Below are 17,043 nucleotides of genomic sequence, written 5' to 3' on the forward strand. Positions count from 1 at the left end.
AGGGAAACTGGATGCGAGAACCTGTTGTTGATGCCACGGATTCGCTGATACCCATCGGTATCAGTGCCTGCCTGATGGGCGAGAAGGTGCGCTATAACGGTGGCCACAAACGCTCGCAGTACTGCCTGGATGTGCTGTCGGACTGCTTCAGCTTCAAGCCGTTCTGTCCGGAACTCGCCGTGGGTCTGGGGGTTCCCCGCGAACCGATTCGCCTGGTGGGTGAGGCCGCCCACCCCAGCGCGCTGGGAACCAAGGACCCGTCGCTGGATGTGACCGAGGCACTGGCGGAGCAAGGCCGGACAGTGGCTGCCGCCTTGCCGGACCTGTGCGGCTATATCGTGATCAAGGGCTCGCCGAGCTGCGGTATGGAAAGGGTGAAAGTCTACCATCCCAATGGCATGCCCAACGGGGCGGGGCGGGGCCTCTTTATCGATGCCCTGATGCGGGCCAACCCGCTGTTGCCGGTGGAGGAGGAGGGGCGCCTGAACGACCCTGTGCTGCGGGAGAACTTTATCGTCCGGGTATTTGCACTGCACCGCTGGAAGCAGCTGGTGGCGGCCGAACCCAGCTACCATGCGCTGCTGCAATTTCACAGTCAGAGCAAGTATCTGCTGATGGCCCACAGCTATGAAGGCTACCGTGTTCTGGGTCGCTACCTGGCCGAGGCCCACGATCAGCCCATTGATAAGGCCATGCAGACCTATATCAGCGGTCTCATGGAACATCTGAGCCAGTGTGCCACGCGCAACAGCCATGTGAACGTGCTGATGCACGTGTTCGGGTACCTGAAAAAGGCGATCGACAGCCAGTGCAAGCAGGAAATCCTGGACAGTATTGACGAGTATCATCGCGGCGAGGTGCACCTGGTGGTGCCGCTTACCCTGCTGCGCCACTACCTCAAGCGTCACGGCTCGGACTATATCAAGCAGCAGTTTTACCTGGATCCCCATCCCTACAAGCTTGGGCTGCGCAACTACATATGAATCTGATCTGGTTTCGCAACGACCTGCGCCTGACGGATAACCCGGCGTTGCAGGCCGCTGCGGCGCAGGGGCAGCCGCTGCTGGCGGTGGTCGTGCTGACGCCCACACAATGGCAGCGTCACGGTGATGCGCCGCGCAAGCTCGCCTTCTGGCGCGATGCGCTGCAATGCCTGAGTGATGACCTGGCTCGGCTTAACATTGGGCTGCGTGTCTTGCACGCTGATGAGTTCGAGGGTTGTGCGCCCGCCTTGCTCGATCTGTGCCGGCAAGTGCAGGCTAAGGGGCTCTATTTCAATTACGAGTACCCACTGAACGAACGCCGGCGTGACCGGGCAGTGAAGCGGTTGCTGCGTAGCGAGGGGCTGCGTTGCGAGGGCTGTCATGGCGACCTGATGCTGGAGCCCGGAGCCGTTCTCAGTGCCAAGGGCGAGCCGTTCCGGGTGTTCACTCCCTTTGGCCGGGTCTGGCGTAAAGAGATACTGATGCGCGACCTGGCCTGCTTGCCGGCGCCCCGGCCCCAGTCACCACTGGCAATCGAGAGTGATGCCATTCCATCCCTGGGAACGTCCTACGATCGGCAGCTTTGGCCGGTGGGGGAGGAGGCCGCCGCGCAGCGGCTGTACCGCTTTGCCGCAGCTGATCTGGCCAACTATGCTGAGCAGCGGGATTTTCCCGCCCTCGATGCGACCTCATCCCTCTCGGCCTATCTGAATACCGGCCAGCTTTCAGTGCGACAGTGTCTGAACGTGGCGTACCACACTCTGGGTGAGCACTGGCTCGAAAGCCAGTGGGTGACAGAGCTGATCTGGCGTGAGTTTTATCGTCACCTGCTGGTGGCCTTTCCCGACCTGAACCGGTTGGCGCCCTTCAGACCCGAGGTGGAGGCACGCCTGCGATGGCAGGATAACCCTGAGCGGTTCGGTGCCTGGTGCCGGGGCGAAACGGGCTTTCCCATTGTGGATGCCGCCATGCGACAGCTGCTGGCCACCGGCTGGATGCACAACCGCCTGCGCATGGTGGTGGCGTCCTTCCTGACCAAGCTGCTGGGTGTTGACTGGCGCCTGGGGGCTGAATTCTTCATGCAGCAGCTGATTGACGGTGACTTTGCCTCCAACCTGGGGGGCTGGCAGTGGAGTGCTTCGGTGGGGGCAGATGCCGCCCCCTATTTTCGTATTTTCAGCCCGCAACGCCAGGCCGAGCGCTTCGATCCGCGGGATGCATTCGTGTGCCAGTGGCTGCCGGAGTTGGCGTCGCTGCCGGCGCGACAGCGACAGGACCCGCAGATCAGCAGCCAGGTACGTGGTCTGGCGCCCGTGATCGATTACCGGGCAGCGCGGGCCCAGGCGCTGGCGGCATACAAGGCCGCCGGCGCAAGGGCGACTGACAATTTTTCCGGCCGCTGACACATCAACTGGGCATAGTAACAACCCGCCGGATGCGCCTGTGGACGGTATTTACGCATCGTGTTCAGGGGGGAGTTCGAAGCGGGTGATCCAGCGCCGGGATATCAGCAGGGTCAGGTGCTGGTTGAGATCCGGCACGGCCTGCCTGAGCTGGCAAAGGGTATGGCCCTCAAGGATGCCGTTGAGCAGGCGCGCGCGGGCTTCGCTCAGCCGTTCGGCTCGGGGACTGTCGAGGTGGCGATACACGCATAGCCACTGCGGCTGGTAACTCAAATGCAGTTCGCCCGGATTGCCCTGCTGGTAGCGGTTCCATATATCCAGTACCGGCCAGTCGCAGCGCAGCAGGCGCAACGCCAGACTGGGTACAAGGCGCAGCCGGTACTGCTCCGATTCCGGGATGTAGACCAGTGAGCTGAAGTCCGGTGGCGGGTCATCTTCGGCGCACCCGACCAGGTACAGTGCCCATTCAAGCGTGGCCAGTTCCGGCAGAAACTGCAGCTTGTACAGCGTGCAGTGCTGGTGCGTGCAGCTCTCGAGCAGCTGCGCAAAACCGCTGCCAAAGAGCCCTGTGCCGTCGCCCGAGGCGACGCGCGGCGGCTGGCTGTACAACCGGGAAAGGACATGCAAAAGCTGCTGTCCCAGCAGCCGGGCGGTGATTGGGTAGATCTGTTGCAGTGCCCGGACCCGGGCCTGGTCCAGCAGACCACGGTACAGCTCCAGGCATTGCTCGGGGTCGAGGCTTGCGCTGGTAACCAGCTGGCGCAGGCGGGCGCTGGGTCTGCCGTCCATTTCTGCCCTCAGTGCCGCCTGCAGGTCGGCGAGACGCATCAAGAGAGCCTGCGGTTACTCATGCATTGCTGCATGATTTGCTGGGCGCGGTTAACCTCGTCCAGGATGACAGCCAGCGGCGGTATGTTGTGCTCCCATTCAATGAGTGTCGGCGTTGCCGTAAAACGCTGCTGGGCCTGTTCATACAGTGCCCAGACAGGTGCCTGTACCGGACTGCTGTGGCTGTCCAGCAGGTAGCTATCGCGGTCATCGAAGCCGGCCAGGTGAATCTCGCGCACCCGGTTGGCCGGAAGCCGGGCCAGGGTATCCTGTGCACTCACGCCAAGGTTGAACTCTGTGACATAGCAGTTATTGATATCCAGCAGCAGGTAACAGTCGGCCCGTTGCGCCATCTCAGCCAGAAACTCGCCTTCGCTGAGGGTCGAGTGGCTAAAGCCGAGGTAACTGGCGGGGTTTTCCAGCAGGATACGTCGACCCAGGTAGTCCTGTACCTGGCTAATGCGCGTTGTAATCTGTTGCAGTGCTTCTTCGGTGTAGGGCAGTGGCAACAGTTCATGGCTGAAGCAGTTGCCCAGGGGGCCAAAGCTGACATGGTCGGAAATCCAGCTGACATCCAGCTGAGCGGCGACCTGCTTCAGGCGGGCAAGGTAGGTCATGTCCAGCGGCGCGCAGGACCCCAGGGCCAGGCCCGCGCCGTGCAGGGTTAGCGGGTGGTTCGCGCGCAGACGTTCGAGGTTGTGCAAGGCCGTGCCACCCGCCGTCAGATGCTGGTCGAACAGGATTTCGAGCCAGCGTATCCCCTCGCCGGCGTTGATGATGTCATCAACCTGGCAACTTTTCAGGCCTACTCCTGCGCCAGCAAGACTCCAGTGAATCGTCTCACGCATAGTGGTGTTGTCCCTGCGCTGTGACGCCTGTCCATCAGGCAAGTTGCGGCTCTTGCGAAGGGGTTACCCCAGGGCTGCACATGAATGCTGAGCCTGATCCGTGATCCGGCCGGACGTCGTTTGAGCACTGTTAATGCGAGTGTCAGTCTCGGGTCGGGTGTTTTCATTCATCTCAGGTTCAGCTCTTTGAAACTGATGTTTGAATTAAGTTCAGTGTAATTCTCTTGGGGGCCGGTGTCCCAGGCGGGGCACATTGTCAGGGCGTCAAGGGTATACTCGATGTGTCGGCGGGCGAGATCGAATGAATCCCGCCAGGGAGCGATTGACCGGGAGTTTGTCACTATGGATGCTTTGATTATGGAGTTGTTTGTTACTCATCGCCGGGACTTGTCTGAATGAGCATGCAATGGGACCGCCTGTTGACCGCACAGCGTTACGGCCATGAGCAGGTGAGTCCGCAGGAAATCGGCCGTAGCCACTTCCACAAGGACAATGACCGCATTGTCTTTTGCAGTGCCTTTCGGCGCCTGGGTCGCAAGACACAGGTGCACCCGCTGGCGCTGAATGACCATATCCATACCCGGCTGACGCACTCCATCGAGGTGGGCAGCGTCGGGCGTACCCTGGGTATTCGCGTGGGAGAGATGATTGCCAATCTGCTGCCGGACTGGGTCAGCCCCCATGACCTGGGTACCATCGTGCAATCGGCCTGCCTGGCGCACGATATCGGTAATCCGCCCTTTGGCCACGCCGGGGAGTATGCCATTCGGGACTGGTTTCGCAGCCAGACCAGCCGCGAACTGACACAGTCCCTGACACCGACCGAGCGGGCCGATCTAGAAACCTTCGAGGGGAATGCCCAGGGTTTCAGGGTGGTGACCCGTATCGAGAATCACCTGCTGGACGGTGGGTTGCGTCTGACCTACCCGACACTGGGAACGCTGCTCAAGTACCCCTGGACGGTGGAGCGGGCCACGGCGAAGGGCAAGTTCAGCAGTTTTCAAAGCGAGAGACCCATTCTCGACAAGCTCGGGGTGTCGCTGGGGCTGATCCCGCTGGGGGAGCACTGGTGGAGTCGCCATCCGCTGACCTGGCTGATGGAGGCGGCGGATGATATCTGTTATGCCATTCTCGACCTGGAGGATGCCATCGAGCTGAACATTCTCAGTTTTGAGGAGGTCAAGCCCATCCTGCTGCAGCTGTGCGGAAGCCTGGAGTACGACGACAGTCTCTTTGCGACCCAGGCGTCGGCGCGGCGCAAGATTTCGGCGTTGCGGGGCACGGCGATGGAAAACATGATTGAGTCGGCGCTGGGGGCTTTCAGCAGCCACTATGCTGCCATCATGGCCGGAAGCTATCGCGGCGAGCTGCTGGCCGATGGTGATGCCGGCGTTCGCGAGGGGCTGATGCGGGCCAAGCAGCTGGCCAAAACACGGGTCTTTCCCGATACCCGCAAGACCGAACTGGAAGTCGGCGCCTACAGCAGCCTGGGTATCTTGCTCGAAGCTTTCTGCAAGGCGGTGCACGATCAGCATGTAAAGGGTGCCAGCGGCCTGGGGTATCGCAGCGAGAAGATTATCAGCCTGATGGGTATTCATGCACCGGCGCCGGAACTTGCGCTCTATGATGCCTATCGCCGCGCCCTCGATTTCATCGGCGGGATGACGGACAATTACGCCACTTATCTCGCCCGCCAGGTAGGCGGCCTGAATCCATAAGGGGATCTGTTCATGGCTTCACTGCGCGACCAGCTTAGCGGACTGGTGTACTCAACCGAACATGGCGATAGCTGTTCTGGCTGTCGCAAGCCCGTCGCTGACTGTATCTGTGCCCAGCTCGAGGACGCCGAGCGCCTGGCGACCCTGGACGGCATCGTGCGCATTCGCCGGGAAACCTCGGGGCGCAAGGGCAAGGGTGTCACCACCCTGACGGGCGTGCCGCTGGCGGACGCGGAGCTCAGGCTGCTGGGCAAGAAGCTGAAAAAACTCTGCGGTACGGGTGGTGCCTGCAAGGACGGAGTCATCGAAATTCAGGGGGATCATCGCGAGCGCCTCAAGCTCGCGCTGGAGCAGGAAGGCTTCAAGGTCAAGCTGGCCGGGGGCTAGGTCCACAGACCAGGCTCGCAGCCAAAGTGGGAGATCGGTTTATGCGCGTATTCAGGCGAAGGCTGCGGTGCGGGTGGGCTCTGGTGATCGGGCTGCTGTCGGTGGCGCTGGCGCAGGCCGAAATCTACAAATACGTGGATGAGCGCGGCCGCCAGGTGTTCGTGGACAGTCTCTCCAGGGTGCCGTTACAGTTTCGCGATCAGCTGGAAACCCGCCGGTCCGCCACGCCCGCGGTGCCGGATGAGGCGGCGCTGGCAGCGACGCGGCTGGAACGCAAACGGGACGCCGAGCGTGCCAGCCAGCGCAGGAAGCTGGAGACGCTGTTGCGCGAGAGCGAAATGCCGGTCAAGGTCGGTCGCAATCGGGTGGTCGTGCCGGTGACGGTGGTGTATGGCGGGCGCAAGGCCAGAACCGAGATGGTACTGGACACCGGCGCCACCAACACGGTGTTCCACAAGGATGCGCTGGCCGGGTTGAATTATGCATCCCAGCCCGGTGGCCGGGCCCGCGTGGCGGGGGGCGGCAGTATCAATACCGAACTGGTGAGTTTTGACCGTATCGAGATCGGCCCCTACAAGCCGACACATGTGCGCGCCATGGTCATCGAGCACCAGGGGCCGGCGGTGGGGAACGACGGTCTGCTGGGCATGGATTTCTTGATGAACGTACGCTATCGCATCGATTACGAGCGCCAGCTGATCCTGTGGGAACCGGATCGCTACGAGGAACTGCAGGCGCTGTTGCAGGGGCTCGATAGCGCCGCCGCCAGTGCGGCGACGCCGGCCGTGACGGACTGAGGCCTCAGAGCTGCTGTTCAGCCAGTTTCAGGTCTAGGGTCGCCTTGAGCAGCTTGAACAGGCGGATGGAGGCGTCGATCTCGTCCTTGCGGTTGGTCAGGCTCTCGATATTCAGTCCCAGCGGAATACCCAGGCCCGACACGGATTCCAGAATCTGGTCCAGGTTGCTGCGGCAGACGCGGATGGACTCGGCCAGCGGGTTGGTCGCATCCAGAATGCGCCAGCGGGTCGCATCGGGCACCGAAATGCCCAGCCATTCCATGAACTCAAGTGTCTTGGCGCTGCCGCAGGGTGTGAACGTCAGGATAATGCGCTTTGGTTCGACACCGCGGCTGCGGCACTCGCGTGCATAGCTGCTCAGCAGGTCGATGGTGGCCTGGGCGTTGTAAACGGCCTGGGAGATAAAAAACTGGCAGCCCTGTTCCGTCTTGTGCAGCAGGCGCAGGTGCTCGTTACCCTTGCTGGCGTGGCGTTCGGCGATGGTGACGCCGCCCAGGTGAAAGTCCAGCGGGTGCTGTGCCAGTGCCGCATAGGCATTGGGCAGAGACAGCTGGATGTCGCCCTCGGATGACGGGCTGCCGACCATGACCATGTCCTGCACGTCGAATTCGCTGCGGGACTCTTCGAGCCAGCGTTCAAAGTCGGCACGATCGCGCTGGGCCACGCTCTTGTAGGTGATGACCGCGTGGCCGGAACGGTTGCGCAGCAGGCGGGAATAGTCCCGCGGGTCCAGCGTCTGCATATAGGGGAACGGGCGCGGTTTGCTGACGCGGCTGCTTTCATCCTGAATGTCGTACACAATCAGCCCGTCGTAATCGATCTGGCGCAGACGGGCCAGCAGCTTGTCGGCGATATCGGTTACTTTTTCAGGCTCCGTGTTGTCCTTGGGTGGCGTGGTCCCGACGAAGTACACGCCTCGGGTCGGATCGGAGAACTTCTGTTGTAACGATATGCTCATAGCGCGTTGGGCCGTATGTTCTGTCAGTTAAGTGCGGATAAGTCTAACAGTGAGTGAATTTCATGTAATTAGGTTATAAGGTGAAATCTTTTACACTGAAGTTGAAGTATTTTAATCTGCAGTCTAAATGCCCCCATCTTGTGGGCTGATTAATACCGGGAGACACCGATTATGACGGGATTTGATCTCAGTGAAGCCCACCGCGCGCTGCAGAAACAGGGAGACGGTATTGGGCCGCTGGAGCGCTGGAATCCGGAGTTTTGCGGCGATATCGATATGCGTATCGGCGCCGATGGCACCTGGTATTACCTGGGTACACCGATTGGCCGGGCAGCCATGGTGCAGCTGTTTTCCCGCGTGCTCTGGTGCGAGGACGGGCACTATTACCTGAAAACTCCGGTCGAGAAGGTGGGCATTCAGGTGGATGACCTGCCGTTTCAGTTTGTCAGCCTTGAAAAAGTAGAAGCGGCCGGTGGGCCTGAGCTGCATTTCACCAGCAAGACCGGCGACCGGGTCGTCGCCGGTGTCGAACATCCGCTGCAGGTGCTGCCGCGGGCTGAGAGTGAAGAGCCTGCACCGCAGTTGCTGGTGCGCTTTGGCATGTGGGGGCGCATCGGGCGCAACCTGTTTTATGAGCTGGTCGAGATGGCGACGACCGAGGCTTGCGCCGATGGTGGTGAGGAACTCGTGGTGTACAGTTGCGGTGAGCGATATTCCCTTGGCAAGCTGTAAGGCGCGTCGAGTGCGCATCAGTTCTCGCTGAGTGCCTGTTGCAGCTGTTGCTTGAATATGGGGGTGGCCAACAGCCAGTGGCGTACATGGTGGGTTTCACAGAGCGCGATGAGGCCGCGCTGATGCAGTGACTCGATGGCTTCTTCGGCGTCGTCCTCGTCGCCGCCTAGCAGCATCATCAGGTCATCTTCATAGAGCTTGCCGCCTGAGAGCGCGGCAAGGATGCGGATTTCAAGGGTGCTGGCAGCGAACGGCAGGTTAAAACGGATGCGTTCTGCCATGCGGTCGGAGATTAGCGGCAGCCCGGTGCTGGTGTTTTCAAACGGGCAGCGGTAGGGGATTGTGACCCATTGCGCCCCTGGGTGAGTGTCGAGGGTGCGCAGAATGGTGGCGGCGGTAAGTCCGGAAGTTTTGCAGTCCATGTCGAGGCCCTGTCAACGGTGTTAGTAAGCCGGAAGCTCCGGCAGTGTAGGGACGCGCGCAGCACCGGTCGCTTTCTGTCGACGTCCTGTACGAGAAAAGTTACCGGGTGATCTGGCCGGTACCGAGGGTGCCGGGCTCAGAGCAGTTGGAAAACTGCAGCAATAAATCTGACGCGCTCAAGTAGAAAACTGTCCCTGCTTGGCTGAGCAAAGTATAGACGAGATCGGCGTTGCTGCCCGCTGTGGAATGCGCCGGTTAAACGGCTGTTTGATACGCGCAATTGATAGCGCCAGGGCCTTGTGCTCTGAGGCACCCTGGGAGGGTCTCGAGGTGCTGCTGTGCGAAGTGCCGGATCGCCGCATCCGGCACGACCTGATGCCTGCCTGGCTGAATCAGGGCTGGGCGAGGTGGTCGAGCGAATAGGCCGTGCGGTCAACGGGTTGGCGCAGCACGAAGTTTGAAATGATCGATCTCACTCCGGCGATGGCCGTCAGCTGATTCAGCAGCAATTGCTGATAATGATCCAGATCCGGTACCACCACCTTGAGGACATAATCCGCCGTGCTGCCGGTAATCAGGTAGCACTCCATGACTTCCGCCATTTCGCTGATGGTGGCTTCAAAGCTGCGCAGCTTTTCCTGTGTCTGGGCTTCCAGTGAGATGTGTACCAGTACGGTCATGGGCAGACCGATCCTGGCCGGGTCCAGGATGACCACCTGGCGGGCGACATAACCGCTGTCCTCCAGCCGCTTGATGCGCCGGCTGCAGGGCGTCGCCGACAGGCCGACCCGTTCGGCAATGTCCGCCACAGACAGTCGTGCATCCTGCTGCAGCAGTTCCAGAATTCTACGGTCTGTGCGATCGAGCTTGTGTACCGACATGGGGCTCCACCAGGATGCTGTGCCTGAGTATTTTTCGTGTCGGGTTAGATAGTGCAGTTTTTTTGCAGTCAGTGCACGAATTTGTTGCTTACGGCCTTTTTCTTGCAGCTAATCGTGTTAATTTCGGGGCTCGTCTGCACGTTTCAGTCGTGTGTAGTAGGGCTCGAACAGCCGGGCCGCCTCGGGGCTGTGCAGCGGGTGCTCTGTATAGAGGCTCAACTGCTGCTCGGTGCAGGGACCAGGCTGTTTTTCCAGCTGCAGTATGACGCGGTGGGGGCTGTCACCATGGCTGGAGCGAACCCAGAGTTTATGGCGTGCATGCAGAGCGGTGCCGGCGAGGGCCTGGATCAGTTGCTCGCACTGCGGCAAGGGCAATAGCAGCCAGGCCCGGCCGTCGGTGCTGAGCTGGCCGTCGATGGCTTCGATCAATGTCGTCAGCGGCAGGGCGTCATTGTGCCGCGCCTGGGCCAGGCGTTCGCAGCGGTTGCGGGTCGATTCGCTGAAAAACGGCGGATTGCAGAGGATGGCGTCGTAGTCCCGGCTCGCGGGCAGGCTACGAATATCGCCCTCTAGAAGGCGAAGGCGATCTGCCCAGGGGGAGGCGGCAAAGTTGCCCCGTGCTTCGTCCGCCGCCGCCGGGTCCAGTTCAATGGCATGAATCAGGCCCTGGCAGCGCTGTGCGGCGAACAGCGCCAGCAGGCCGGTTCCCGTGCCGATATCCAGCACCCTGCGCGCTTGCTCCAGCGGTGACCAGGCCCCCAGCAGGCTGGCATCGGTGGTGACCTTCATGGCGCAGCGGGCCTGCTCGATACGAAATTCGCGGCACTCGAAATAGCTGTTGCGACGGCGGGCCATGGTGTTCCTGAAAGCTGTGCTGGGATAGCGCGCATGATAGTGCATTCGAGCGCTGCTGGGCAGGCGCCGGGTTGAATATGGCCACCGATTTGACAACAATGGCGTCTGCCAATCCTGGGAGGGCGGTGTTGTGAGCGAGTCGTGCTGGTTTGTCTATATCCTGGCCTGCGCCGACGGTAGCCTGTATACCGGCGTGACCACGGACCCGCAGCGGCGGTTGCACGAACACAACACGGACAACCGCCTGGGTGCGCGTTACACCCGGGCCCGTCGCCCCGTTGAGTTGCTGTGGCACGAACAGCTGGAGAACCGTGCCCAGGCGCAGCGGCGGGAGTGGCAGATCAAGCGCATGCCACGCAGGCGCAAGCTCGAACTGATCGCCCGCTGATGTCCGGGGTTGGCATCACCGGCTCAATCCGATTTTTTCCTGGCGCCAAAGCGCGTCCTTAATTTTTCGATCAGCGGGCGCAGCAGGCTGCGAATGCCCGGTTGCTGGCCGTCGCCAAAAGGCAGTGGCCGCAGTGCTCGCATCGCCGCCAGCCCGAGGCGGGCGGACAAGATCCCGGCCCCCAGCCCCTGTCCCGCACGGGCGCTGAATACACCCGCCAGAGCCGCACCGCCCAGGTCGTCCGACAGCTGATCGATCATGACTTCGCTGGCGCCGACAAAGCCAAGCTGCGTGAATACCTGGCGCAGCAGTTTGAGCCGTGTCGGCAGCGAGGGAGCCACGCCATATACCTGGGCGATGGCGTCGATCATGCCAAGGCTGCGCCACAGCGCCAGCAGAATGTCCAGTGCGGCCCAGGGGCTGATGGCGACGGCGGTGCCGGTCTGGGCGCTGTAGCTTGAGATGATCTGCATGGCGGCCTGGTCGAGTTGCACCACAAAGTGCTGATCCAGGTGTTGCAGCTTCTCGCTGTCGTCACTGTAGTCCGGCAGGTTGTGCAGGGCCGGCTGGAGCAGGGCGGCCTGCGGTTTGTCGCGGTAGAAGCGCTCCAGCTCCTGCAGCAGCCTGCTGCCCAGGCCATGGCTGCGCCGGCCGCGTAACCGGTCGGCCTGGTGGCGCAGGCGGTTCAGCTGATTCAAGCTCTTGCGCGCGCAGAGGAAGGACGCCAGGGCGCGCAGGGCCAGCAACGAGACGCCGCCAAGCAGGGCGCCGAAAACCGTTGCGACGAGCCAGTGGGCGTCGCGGGCAGCGCTGAACAGCTGTACAAGTTCGGCGCCGGCGATCACCAGCACCAGTACAAACAGCCCAAGTCCCAGCGCCCGCAGGCCGCGCACCGGGATGCGTTCAAGCTGCCACCGGGGAATGTCTGCGCTGCCGTCGCGGCTGTCGGTCGCTGTGATGGCGGCAGGTACGGCATCCAGCCGGGCTTCGGCTGCGGGGATAAACCGGCGGGCCCGCCGCGGTGGCGCTTCATCCAGTGGCGTGGTGTCGTCGGGTTTAAAGGTGCGGGCCGTGCGGGCACTGCCAGGGTCGGGTTTCTGTGGATTCTGGCTCACTGGCATTTGTCTCCCACTAGCAGGTTAAGCACCGTATCCAGGCGAATATGGGGTATGGCGTCACCATTGCGGGTGGACAGTCCGGCGGGGGGGCTGAGCACGGGAATCTGCCAGTCCATCAGGTGCTGCCAGTGTTCGGCGTCTGGCAGGCGCCCGGGAAAGCGGGGGTGCACATAGCCGATGGGCTGGCCCCCGGCATCCAGGCCGGAAATGGCGCGATCGCCGCCGGCATCCACCTCGCGGGAGCTGCGTACCGCCGAAGTGGCTTCGCAGACAGGGGCGATGCCTTCGTATTCGGCGTGGCGATACGCATCGCGGACCAGGCATGCCAGAAAGCTGCGCACCGCGTCATGGTCATCGGAGATGACCTGGTCGATTTTGGTCGCGGCGTACAGGACGCGGTCGATACGGGGGTGGAACAGCTGTCGCAGGCGGCTCTGCTGGCCATAGTGAAAGCTGTCGGTGATTCGGGTCAGGGCTGCGCGCATGTCATCGATATGGGCGGGGCCACCGTTGAGTGCCTGCACCACGTCAACCAGCACCAGCTGGCGGTCGATGCGACTGAAAAAATGCCGGTAGAAGGGTTCGACCAGCGCTTTGACATAGCGCCGGTAGCCTGCTTCCAGCACGGCGTACCAGCTAAGCCCCGATGCGCCCTTGAGTTGGGCCTCGTCGATGCCGGCCAGATTCAGCAGCGGAACAAATTGCAGCAGTTGTGGGTCATCCTTGCTGCCGGGCAGCAGAAAACGGCCAGGTTGCAGCTGGCTCAGTCCCTGTTGCTTGCAGGTCGCCAGGAAAGCGCAGAAATCGCGCTGAAGTTTTTGCAGCAGATCCGGGTTGGCCTCGGATAGCGGATCGAGCCGTGACAGCTGCTGGTGCAGCTCCGGCGCCAGGGATGCCCGGGGTTCCTGTGCATAAAGGTGCGCGCACTCCAGGCTCCAGTCGCGAAAACTGAGCTCGCGCAGGGGCAGGTCCAGCAGCCACTCCCCGGGGTAGTCGCGTATTTCAAGCCAGAGCGAGAAGTACTCGCGGGCGAAGGGGTTCAGGGCGGTCGCCTTGTGTTTCAGGCGCAGCTCCAGCAGAACACCACTGGTATCGCGGGTGGGCTCGGGCCAGGTTGGCGGTTGGCCGCAGAGCCGCTCCCAGGCGTCCTGATAGGGAAAAGCGGCGAGGTCGGTGGTCTCCAGCGGGTGCAGGCGCACGTCAATCAGCTGACCGCTGAGCACCGGCGAAAAGCCCGGCAGGCTGGCATTTTTATGCTGCAGCAGCTGGTTGATCAGGCTGGTGATAAAGGTGGACTTGCCGCTGCGGCTCAGGCCGGTAACGCCAATGCACAGGCGCCGGTCACGCAACCGGTCCAGCTGGATGCCGGCGTTACGGGCCAGCTTTTCGCTGCGTGCGCGGGTACGGTTGATAAAGGCGTTGGGCATGGTGTCGGACGCTTCCTGCTCGGTGTTGCCGGGTGACTGGATTCCAATACTGCCACCGGCGCCGGCATTGGTACAGGCGCTCGCCACGCCAGCGAATGCTGATAGACCTCGGCTGGATAATTGTTTTGTTATATCGTAACATTATTTTTTGGTGGGCGCGTTGAGTGGCGCTTTCAGATAGATGCAGGGTCGCGCGGGCGATCCCCTTGGCAGGATTGAGACAGGCATGAACAAATGGACGCTGGTGGCGGTGTGGGTATTGTCGGTGACCGGTATTGCCCGGGCCGAGGAGGGGTTCGAGCAGCATGACGGCCATGCCCACGGCAGGGCGCAGCTGGATCTGGTGATGGAAGGCTCATCCCTGCTGATGCAATTGCACTCCCCGGCGCTGAACCTGGTGGGCTTCGAACACCCGGCCAGAACCCGGGACGAGCGCGAGCAGGTCATGCGTGCCGTCGCCGGGTTACAGCAGACCGAGCAGATGGTACAGATCGCCGCAGTGGCCGGTTGCAGGCAGCAAGGCGTTGAAGTGGAGCAGGGTCTGCTGGCCACCGTGGCACCGGGCCAGGCTGAGAATGACCACGATCACGATCACGATCACGACCACGATCACGACCACGACCACGACCACGAACACGAACACGAACACGAACACGGCGAAGGCGAAGGCGAAGCAGTGCAGAGCGCAGCGGTAATGCACCACGCCGATGTCGACGTCAGTTACGAATTTCACTGCACAGCGCCGGAAAAACTCGATAAGATCGGCCTCGGTTTCTTTGCCCGTTTCCCCGGCATCCAGGCCCTCGATGTCCGCCTGATTACGCCAGACGCGCAGCGGGCATTCACGCTTGATTCCCACCATACCGATATTGGACTGCGCTAGTGCCCCCATCCCCGATGATTCCCGCCGTTGAAATTGAAGGCCTGGGTTTTGCCTGGCGCCCGGGAGTGGATGTACTCGACATACCCAGGCTCAGGCTGCAGCAGGGTGAGCGGTTGCTTGTGCAGGGCCCCTCCGGCAGCGGCAAGAGTACGCTGCTGAACCTGATCGGTGGCATCGTAGCGCCGACCCGCGGGCAGATACGGTTGCTGGGCCAGTCGGTACAGGACCTGGGTGGTGCCGCCCGCGACCGCTTTCGCGCCGATCATCTGGGGGTTATTTTCCAGTTGTTCAATTTGCTGCCCTACCTGTCTGTGCTGGACAACGTCGTCCTGCCCTGCCATTTCTCGGCATTGCGGCGCCAGCGTGTACTGGCGCGGGCGTCATCGCAGAAGGAGGAGGCGGTACGCCTGCTGGCGCGGCTGCAGCTGGCGCAGCCCGAATTACTCGGTCGGCGGGTAGCGACACTGTCGATCGGACAGCAGCAGCGCGTGGCGGCGGCGCGTGCGCTGATGGGCGCTCCGGAAATTATTGTTGCAGACGAGCCGACCTCGGCGCTGGACAGCAGTAACCGTGATGCTTTCATCAACCTGCTGCTGCAGGAGTGTGCGGAGCAGGGCACGACGGTACTTTTTGTCACGCATGACGCGACTCTGGCGCGGCACTTTGATCGTACCCTGGTGCTGAATGCGCTGAATGCGCCGGAGACTGTCTGATGGCCATGCTGAACCTGGCGCTGAAAAGCCTGAAAAACCGGGCCGGCAGTGCGACCCTGAGGGTATTGACGATTGCCATCGGTGTGATGTGGTTGCTGTGGGAGTCGGTGGAGCAGGGCCTGGCGCTGCTCTTTGTTATTTATGGCGCGGCTCTGGCGCCGCACTTTGATCGTACCCTGGTGCTGAATGCGCTGAATGCGCTGAATGCGCCGGAGACTGTCTGATGGTCATGCTGAACCTGGCGCTGAAAAGCCTGAAAAACCGGGCCGGCAGTGCGACCCTGAGGGTACTGACGATTGCCATCGGTGTGATGTGGTTGCTGTGGGAGTCGGTGGAGCAGGGCGTGGCGCTGCTCTTTGTTATTTATGGCGCGGCTCTGGCGCCGCACTTTGATCGTACCCTGGTGCTGGATGCGCTGAATGCGCCGGAGACTGTCTGATGGCCATGCTGAACCTGGCGCTGAAAAGCCTGAAAAACCGGGCCGGCAGTGCGACCCTGACGGTACTGACGATTGCCATCAGCGTGATGTTACTGATCGGTGTTGAACAGGTCCGTACCGAGGCACGCACCAGTTTTGCCAATACGCTGTCCGGCACCGACCTGATCGTGGGTGCGCGTACCGGCCAGGCCCAGCTGCTGCTGTATTCGGTGTTCCATATCGGCAATGCCAGCAACAATGTGGGCTGGGACAGCTACCGCACGATCGCGGCTCATCCACAGGTCGAGTGGACCATCCCGCTGCTGCTGGGGGACTCGCACCGGGGCTTTCGGGTGGTGGGCACCAGCGCTGATTTTTTCCGCCACTATCGCTATGGCCGCGACGGCTCCCTGGTCTTTAGTGACGGCCAGCCCTTTGCGGACCTGTTTGATGTCGTGATCGGCGCCCAGGTGGCGCGGGAGCTGCAGTACCGCCTCGGTCAGGAAGTGATCATTGCCCATGGCATGGGAAACACCAGCTTTGCCCGCCATGACGACAAGCCATTTCGCATCGTCGGTATTCTGGAACCGACCGGCACCCCGGTGGATCGCACGCTGATGCTGAGCCCCCAGGCAGTGCAGGCGATCCACCTGGACTGGCAGTCCGGCGTACAGCTGCCGGGACAGTCGGTGTCCGCCGACGAGGCGCGACAGCAGGACCTGACACCGACAGAGCTGACGGCCTTTATGGTGGGGCTCAAATCCAGAATGTCGACCTTTGCACTGCAGCGCTCGATCAACAATTACCGCAAGGAGCCCCTGCTGGCGATTCTGCCGGGGGTGGCGCTGGCCGAGCTCTGGAGCCTGATGAGCGTGGCCGAGCAGGCGCTGCTGCTGGTGTCCGCAGCGGTGGTGTTCAGTGGTCTGGCCGGCCTGTTGACGGTGTTGCTCGCCGGCCTGAACGAGCGCCGGCGTGAAGTCGCCATTTTGCGATCCCTCGGGGCGCGGCCCTGGCAGGTGCTGGCACTGCTGACCTTTGAGGCAGCGCTGCTGACATTGCTGGGCGCGGTGCTGGGCATGGCGCTGCTGTATCTGGCAATAGGGTTGAGTCAGCCGCTGTTTGCGCAGTGGCTCGGGCTGCAGCTGGAGCTGTCGCTGCCCAGCAACCGGCAATGGTTTTATCTCGCCCTGGTACAGGGAGCCGGTATACTCACAGGCCTGGTTCCAGGCTGGCGGGCATACCGCTATTCCCTGGCCGACGGCATCTGTATCCGTATCTGAAAG

At 62.0% G+C, this 17,043-nt stretch carries 20 protein-coding genes; 12 read left to right on the top strand and 8 right to left on the bottom strand.

Annotation, left to right across the window (positions count from 1 at the left end; translation table 11 throughout):
- The first annotated feature begins 11 nt into the window (after positions 1–11).
- The gene (locus tag KDW95_RS01805) at positions 12–983 is read left to right on the top strand and encodes a YbgA family protein (RefSeq protein ID WP_255854527.1); all 972 of its coding nucleotides are present in this window, start codon (positions 12–14) and stop codon (positions 981–983) included.
- Entirely contained in the window at positions 980–2,386 is a 1,407-nt protein-coding gene (phrB, locus tag KDW95_RS01810) for a deoxyribodipyrimidine photo-lyase (protein WP_255854528.1), read from the top strand. Before KDW95_RS01805 ends, phrB begins: the two co-directional genes overlap by 4 nt.
- Positions 2,387–2,437: 51 nt before the next feature.
- Here phrB and KDW95_RS01815 read toward each other — a convergent pair whose 3' ends face one another.
- Positions 2,438–3,214: a hypothetical protein gene (locus KDW95_RS01815; protein ID WP_255854529.1), complete on the bottom strand. Its 777-nt coding sequence runs from the start codon at positions 3,212–3,214 to the stop codon at positions 2,438–2,440.
- Complete coding sequence (gene bufB / locus KDW95_RS01820; RefSeq protein WP_255854530.1) at positions 3,214–4,062, bottom strand: MNIO family bufferin maturase; 849 nt, start codon at positions 4,060–4,062, stop codon at positions 3,214–3,216. Before bufB ends, KDW95_RS01815 begins: the two co-directional genes overlap by 1 nt.
- A 395-nt stretch (positions 4,063–4,457) precedes the next feature.
- Between bufB and KDW95_RS01825 the strand changes: the two genes are divergently transcribed.
- The 3 genes from KDW95_RS01825 to KDW95_RS01835 all read left to right on the top strand — a co-directional run bounded on the left by KDW95_RS01825 (position 4,458) and on the right by KDW95_RS01835 (position 6,964).
- A complete protein-coding gene (locus tag KDW95_RS01825) occupies positions 4,458–5,780 on the top strand; it encodes a deoxyguanosinetriphosphate triphosphohydrolase (RefSeq protein ID WP_255854531.1) in 1,323 nt (440 codons plus the stop codon).
- Between the two features lie 12 nt (positions 5,781–5,792).
- A complete protein-coding gene (locus KDW95_RS01830; RefSeq protein ID WP_255854533.1) occupies positions 5,793–6,167 on the top strand; it encodes a translation initiation factor Sui1 in 375 nt (124 codons plus the stop codon).
- Between the two features lie 83 nt (positions 6,168–6,250).
- Positions 6,251–6,964, top strand: a complete 714-nt coding sequence (locus KDW95_RS01835) for an aspartyl protease family protein (protein WP_255854534.1) — start codon at positions 6,251–6,253, stop codon at positions 6,962–6,964.
- Between the two features lie 4 nt (positions 6,965–6,968).
- Here the strand turns inward: KDW95_RS01835 and KDW95_RS01840 are convergent, their stop codons facing one another.
- Positions 6,969–7,922 carry a methylenetetrahydrofolate reductase gene (locus tag KDW95_RS01840; RefSeq protein ID WP_255854535.1) on the bottom strand — a complete coding sequence of 318 codons (954 nt, stop codon included), beginning with the start codon at positions 7,920–7,922 and terminating at the stop codon, positions 6,969–6,971.
- A 171-nt stretch (positions 7,923–8,093) separates the two neighbouring features.
- On the opposite strand from KDW95_RS01840, the gene KDW95_RS01845 reads away from it, so the two are divergent.
- Positions 8,094–8,654 carry a DUF1285 domain-containing protein gene (locus KDW95_RS01845; protein ID WP_255854536.1) on the top strand — a complete coding sequence of 187 codons (561 nt, stop codon included), beginning with the start codon at positions 8,094–8,096 and terminating at the stop codon, positions 8,652–8,654.
- A gap of 17 nt (positions 8,655–8,671) precedes the next feature.
- On the opposite strand, the gene KDW95_RS01850 is transcribed toward KDW95_RS01845, so the two are convergent.
- From KDW95_RS01850 to KDW95_RS01860, 3 genes are all read right to left on the bottom strand, one after another.
- Positions 8,672–9,076, bottom strand: coding sequence for a hypothetical protein (locus KDW95_RS01850; protein WP_255854537.1), 405 nt, complete (start codon positions 9,074–9,076; stop codon positions 8,672–8,674).
- Between the two features lie 393 nt (positions 9,077–9,469).
- A complete protein-coding gene (locus tag KDW95_RS01855; RefSeq protein WP_255854538.1) occupies positions 9,470–9,958 on the bottom strand; it encodes an Lrp/AsnC family transcriptional regulator in 489 nt (162 codons plus the stop codon).
- Positions 9,959–10,075: 117 nt separating this feature from the next.
- Positions 10,076–10,858: a tRNA1(Val) (adenine(37)-N6)-methyltransferase gene (locus KDW95_RS01860; protein WP_255854540.1), complete on the bottom strand. Its 783-nt coding sequence runs from the start codon at positions 10,856–10,858 to the stop codon at positions 10,076–10,078.
- A gap of 85 nt (positions 10,859–10,943) precedes the next feature.
- Here KDW95_RS01860 and KDW95_RS01865 point away from each other — a divergent pair, with 85 nt between their 5' ends.
- On the top strand, positions 10,944–11,201 hold the full coding sequence (locus KDW95_RS01865; protein ID WP_255854541.1) for a GIY-YIG nuclease family protein: 258 nt from the start codon (positions 10,944–10,946) through the stop codon (positions 11,199–11,201).
- A 23-nt stretch (positions 11,202–11,224) separates the two neighbouring features.
- On the opposite strand, the gene KDW95_RS01870 is transcribed toward KDW95_RS01865, so the two are convergent.
- Together KDW95_RS01870 and KDW95_RS01875 are read right to left on the bottom strand one after the other, a co-directional pair.
- The gene (locus tag KDW95_RS01870) at positions 11,225–12,316 is read right to left on the bottom strand and encodes a YcjF family protein (protein ID WP_255854542.1); all 1,092 of its coding nucleotides are present in this window, start codon (positions 12,314–12,316) and stop codon (positions 11,225–11,227) included.
- Positions 12,313–13,833, bottom strand: coding sequence for a YcjX family protein (locus tag KDW95_RS01875; protein WP_255854543.1), 1,521 nt, complete (start codon positions 13,831–13,833; stop codon positions 12,313–12,315). Before KDW95_RS01875 ends, KDW95_RS01870 begins: the two co-directional genes overlap by 4 nt.
- Positions 13,834–13,972: 139 nt before the next feature.
- Here KDW95_RS01875 and KDW95_RS01880 point away from each other — a divergent pair, with 139 nt between their 5' ends.
- The 5 genes from KDW95_RS01880 to KDW95_RS01900 are packed head-to-tail and all read left to right on the top strand — an operon-like array spanning position 13,973 to position 17,040.
- Positions 13,973–14,629 carry a ZrgA family zinc uptake protein gene (locus KDW95_RS01880; protein ID WP_255854544.1) on the top strand — a complete coding sequence of 219 codons (657 nt, stop codon included), beginning with the start codon at positions 13,973–13,975 and terminating at the stop codon, positions 14,627–14,629.
- Positions 14,629–15,342 carry an ABC transporter ATP-binding protein gene (locus KDW95_RS01885; protein WP_255854545.1) on the top strand — a complete coding sequence of 238 codons (714 nt, stop codon included), beginning with the start codon at positions 14,629–14,631 and terminating at the stop codon, positions 15,340–15,342. Before KDW95_RS01880 ends, KDW95_RS01885 begins: the two co-directional genes overlap by 1 nt.
- Complete coding sequence (locus KDW95_RS01890) at positions 15,342–15,566, top strand: hypothetical protein (protein ID WP_255854546.1); 225 nt, start codon at positions 15,342–15,344, stop codon at positions 15,564–15,566. Before KDW95_RS01885 ends, KDW95_RS01890 begins: the two co-directional genes overlap by 1 nt.
- Positions 15,566–15,781 carry a hypothetical protein gene (locus KDW95_RS01895; protein ID WP_255854547.1) on the top strand — a complete coding sequence of 72 codons (216 nt, stop codon included), beginning with the start codon at positions 15,566–15,568 and terminating at the stop codon, positions 15,779–15,781. Before KDW95_RS01890 ends, KDW95_RS01895 begins: the two co-directional genes overlap by 1 nt.
- A complete protein-coding gene (locus KDW95_RS01900) occupies positions 15,781–17,040 on the top strand; it encodes an ABC transporter permease (RefSeq protein WP_255854548.1) in 1,260 nt (419 codons plus the stop codon). The genes KDW95_RS01895 and KDW95_RS01900 overlap by 1 nt, the downstream gene beginning before the upstream one ends.
- Positions 17,041–17,043: the final 3 nt, after the last annotated feature.

It is taken from the genome of Marinobacterium rhizophilum (assembly GCF_024397915.1).
GTDB classification, from domain to species: domain Bacteria; phylum Pseudomonadota; class Gammaproteobacteria; order Pseudomonadales; family Balneatricaceae; genus Marinobacterium_A; species Marinobacterium_A rhizophilum_A.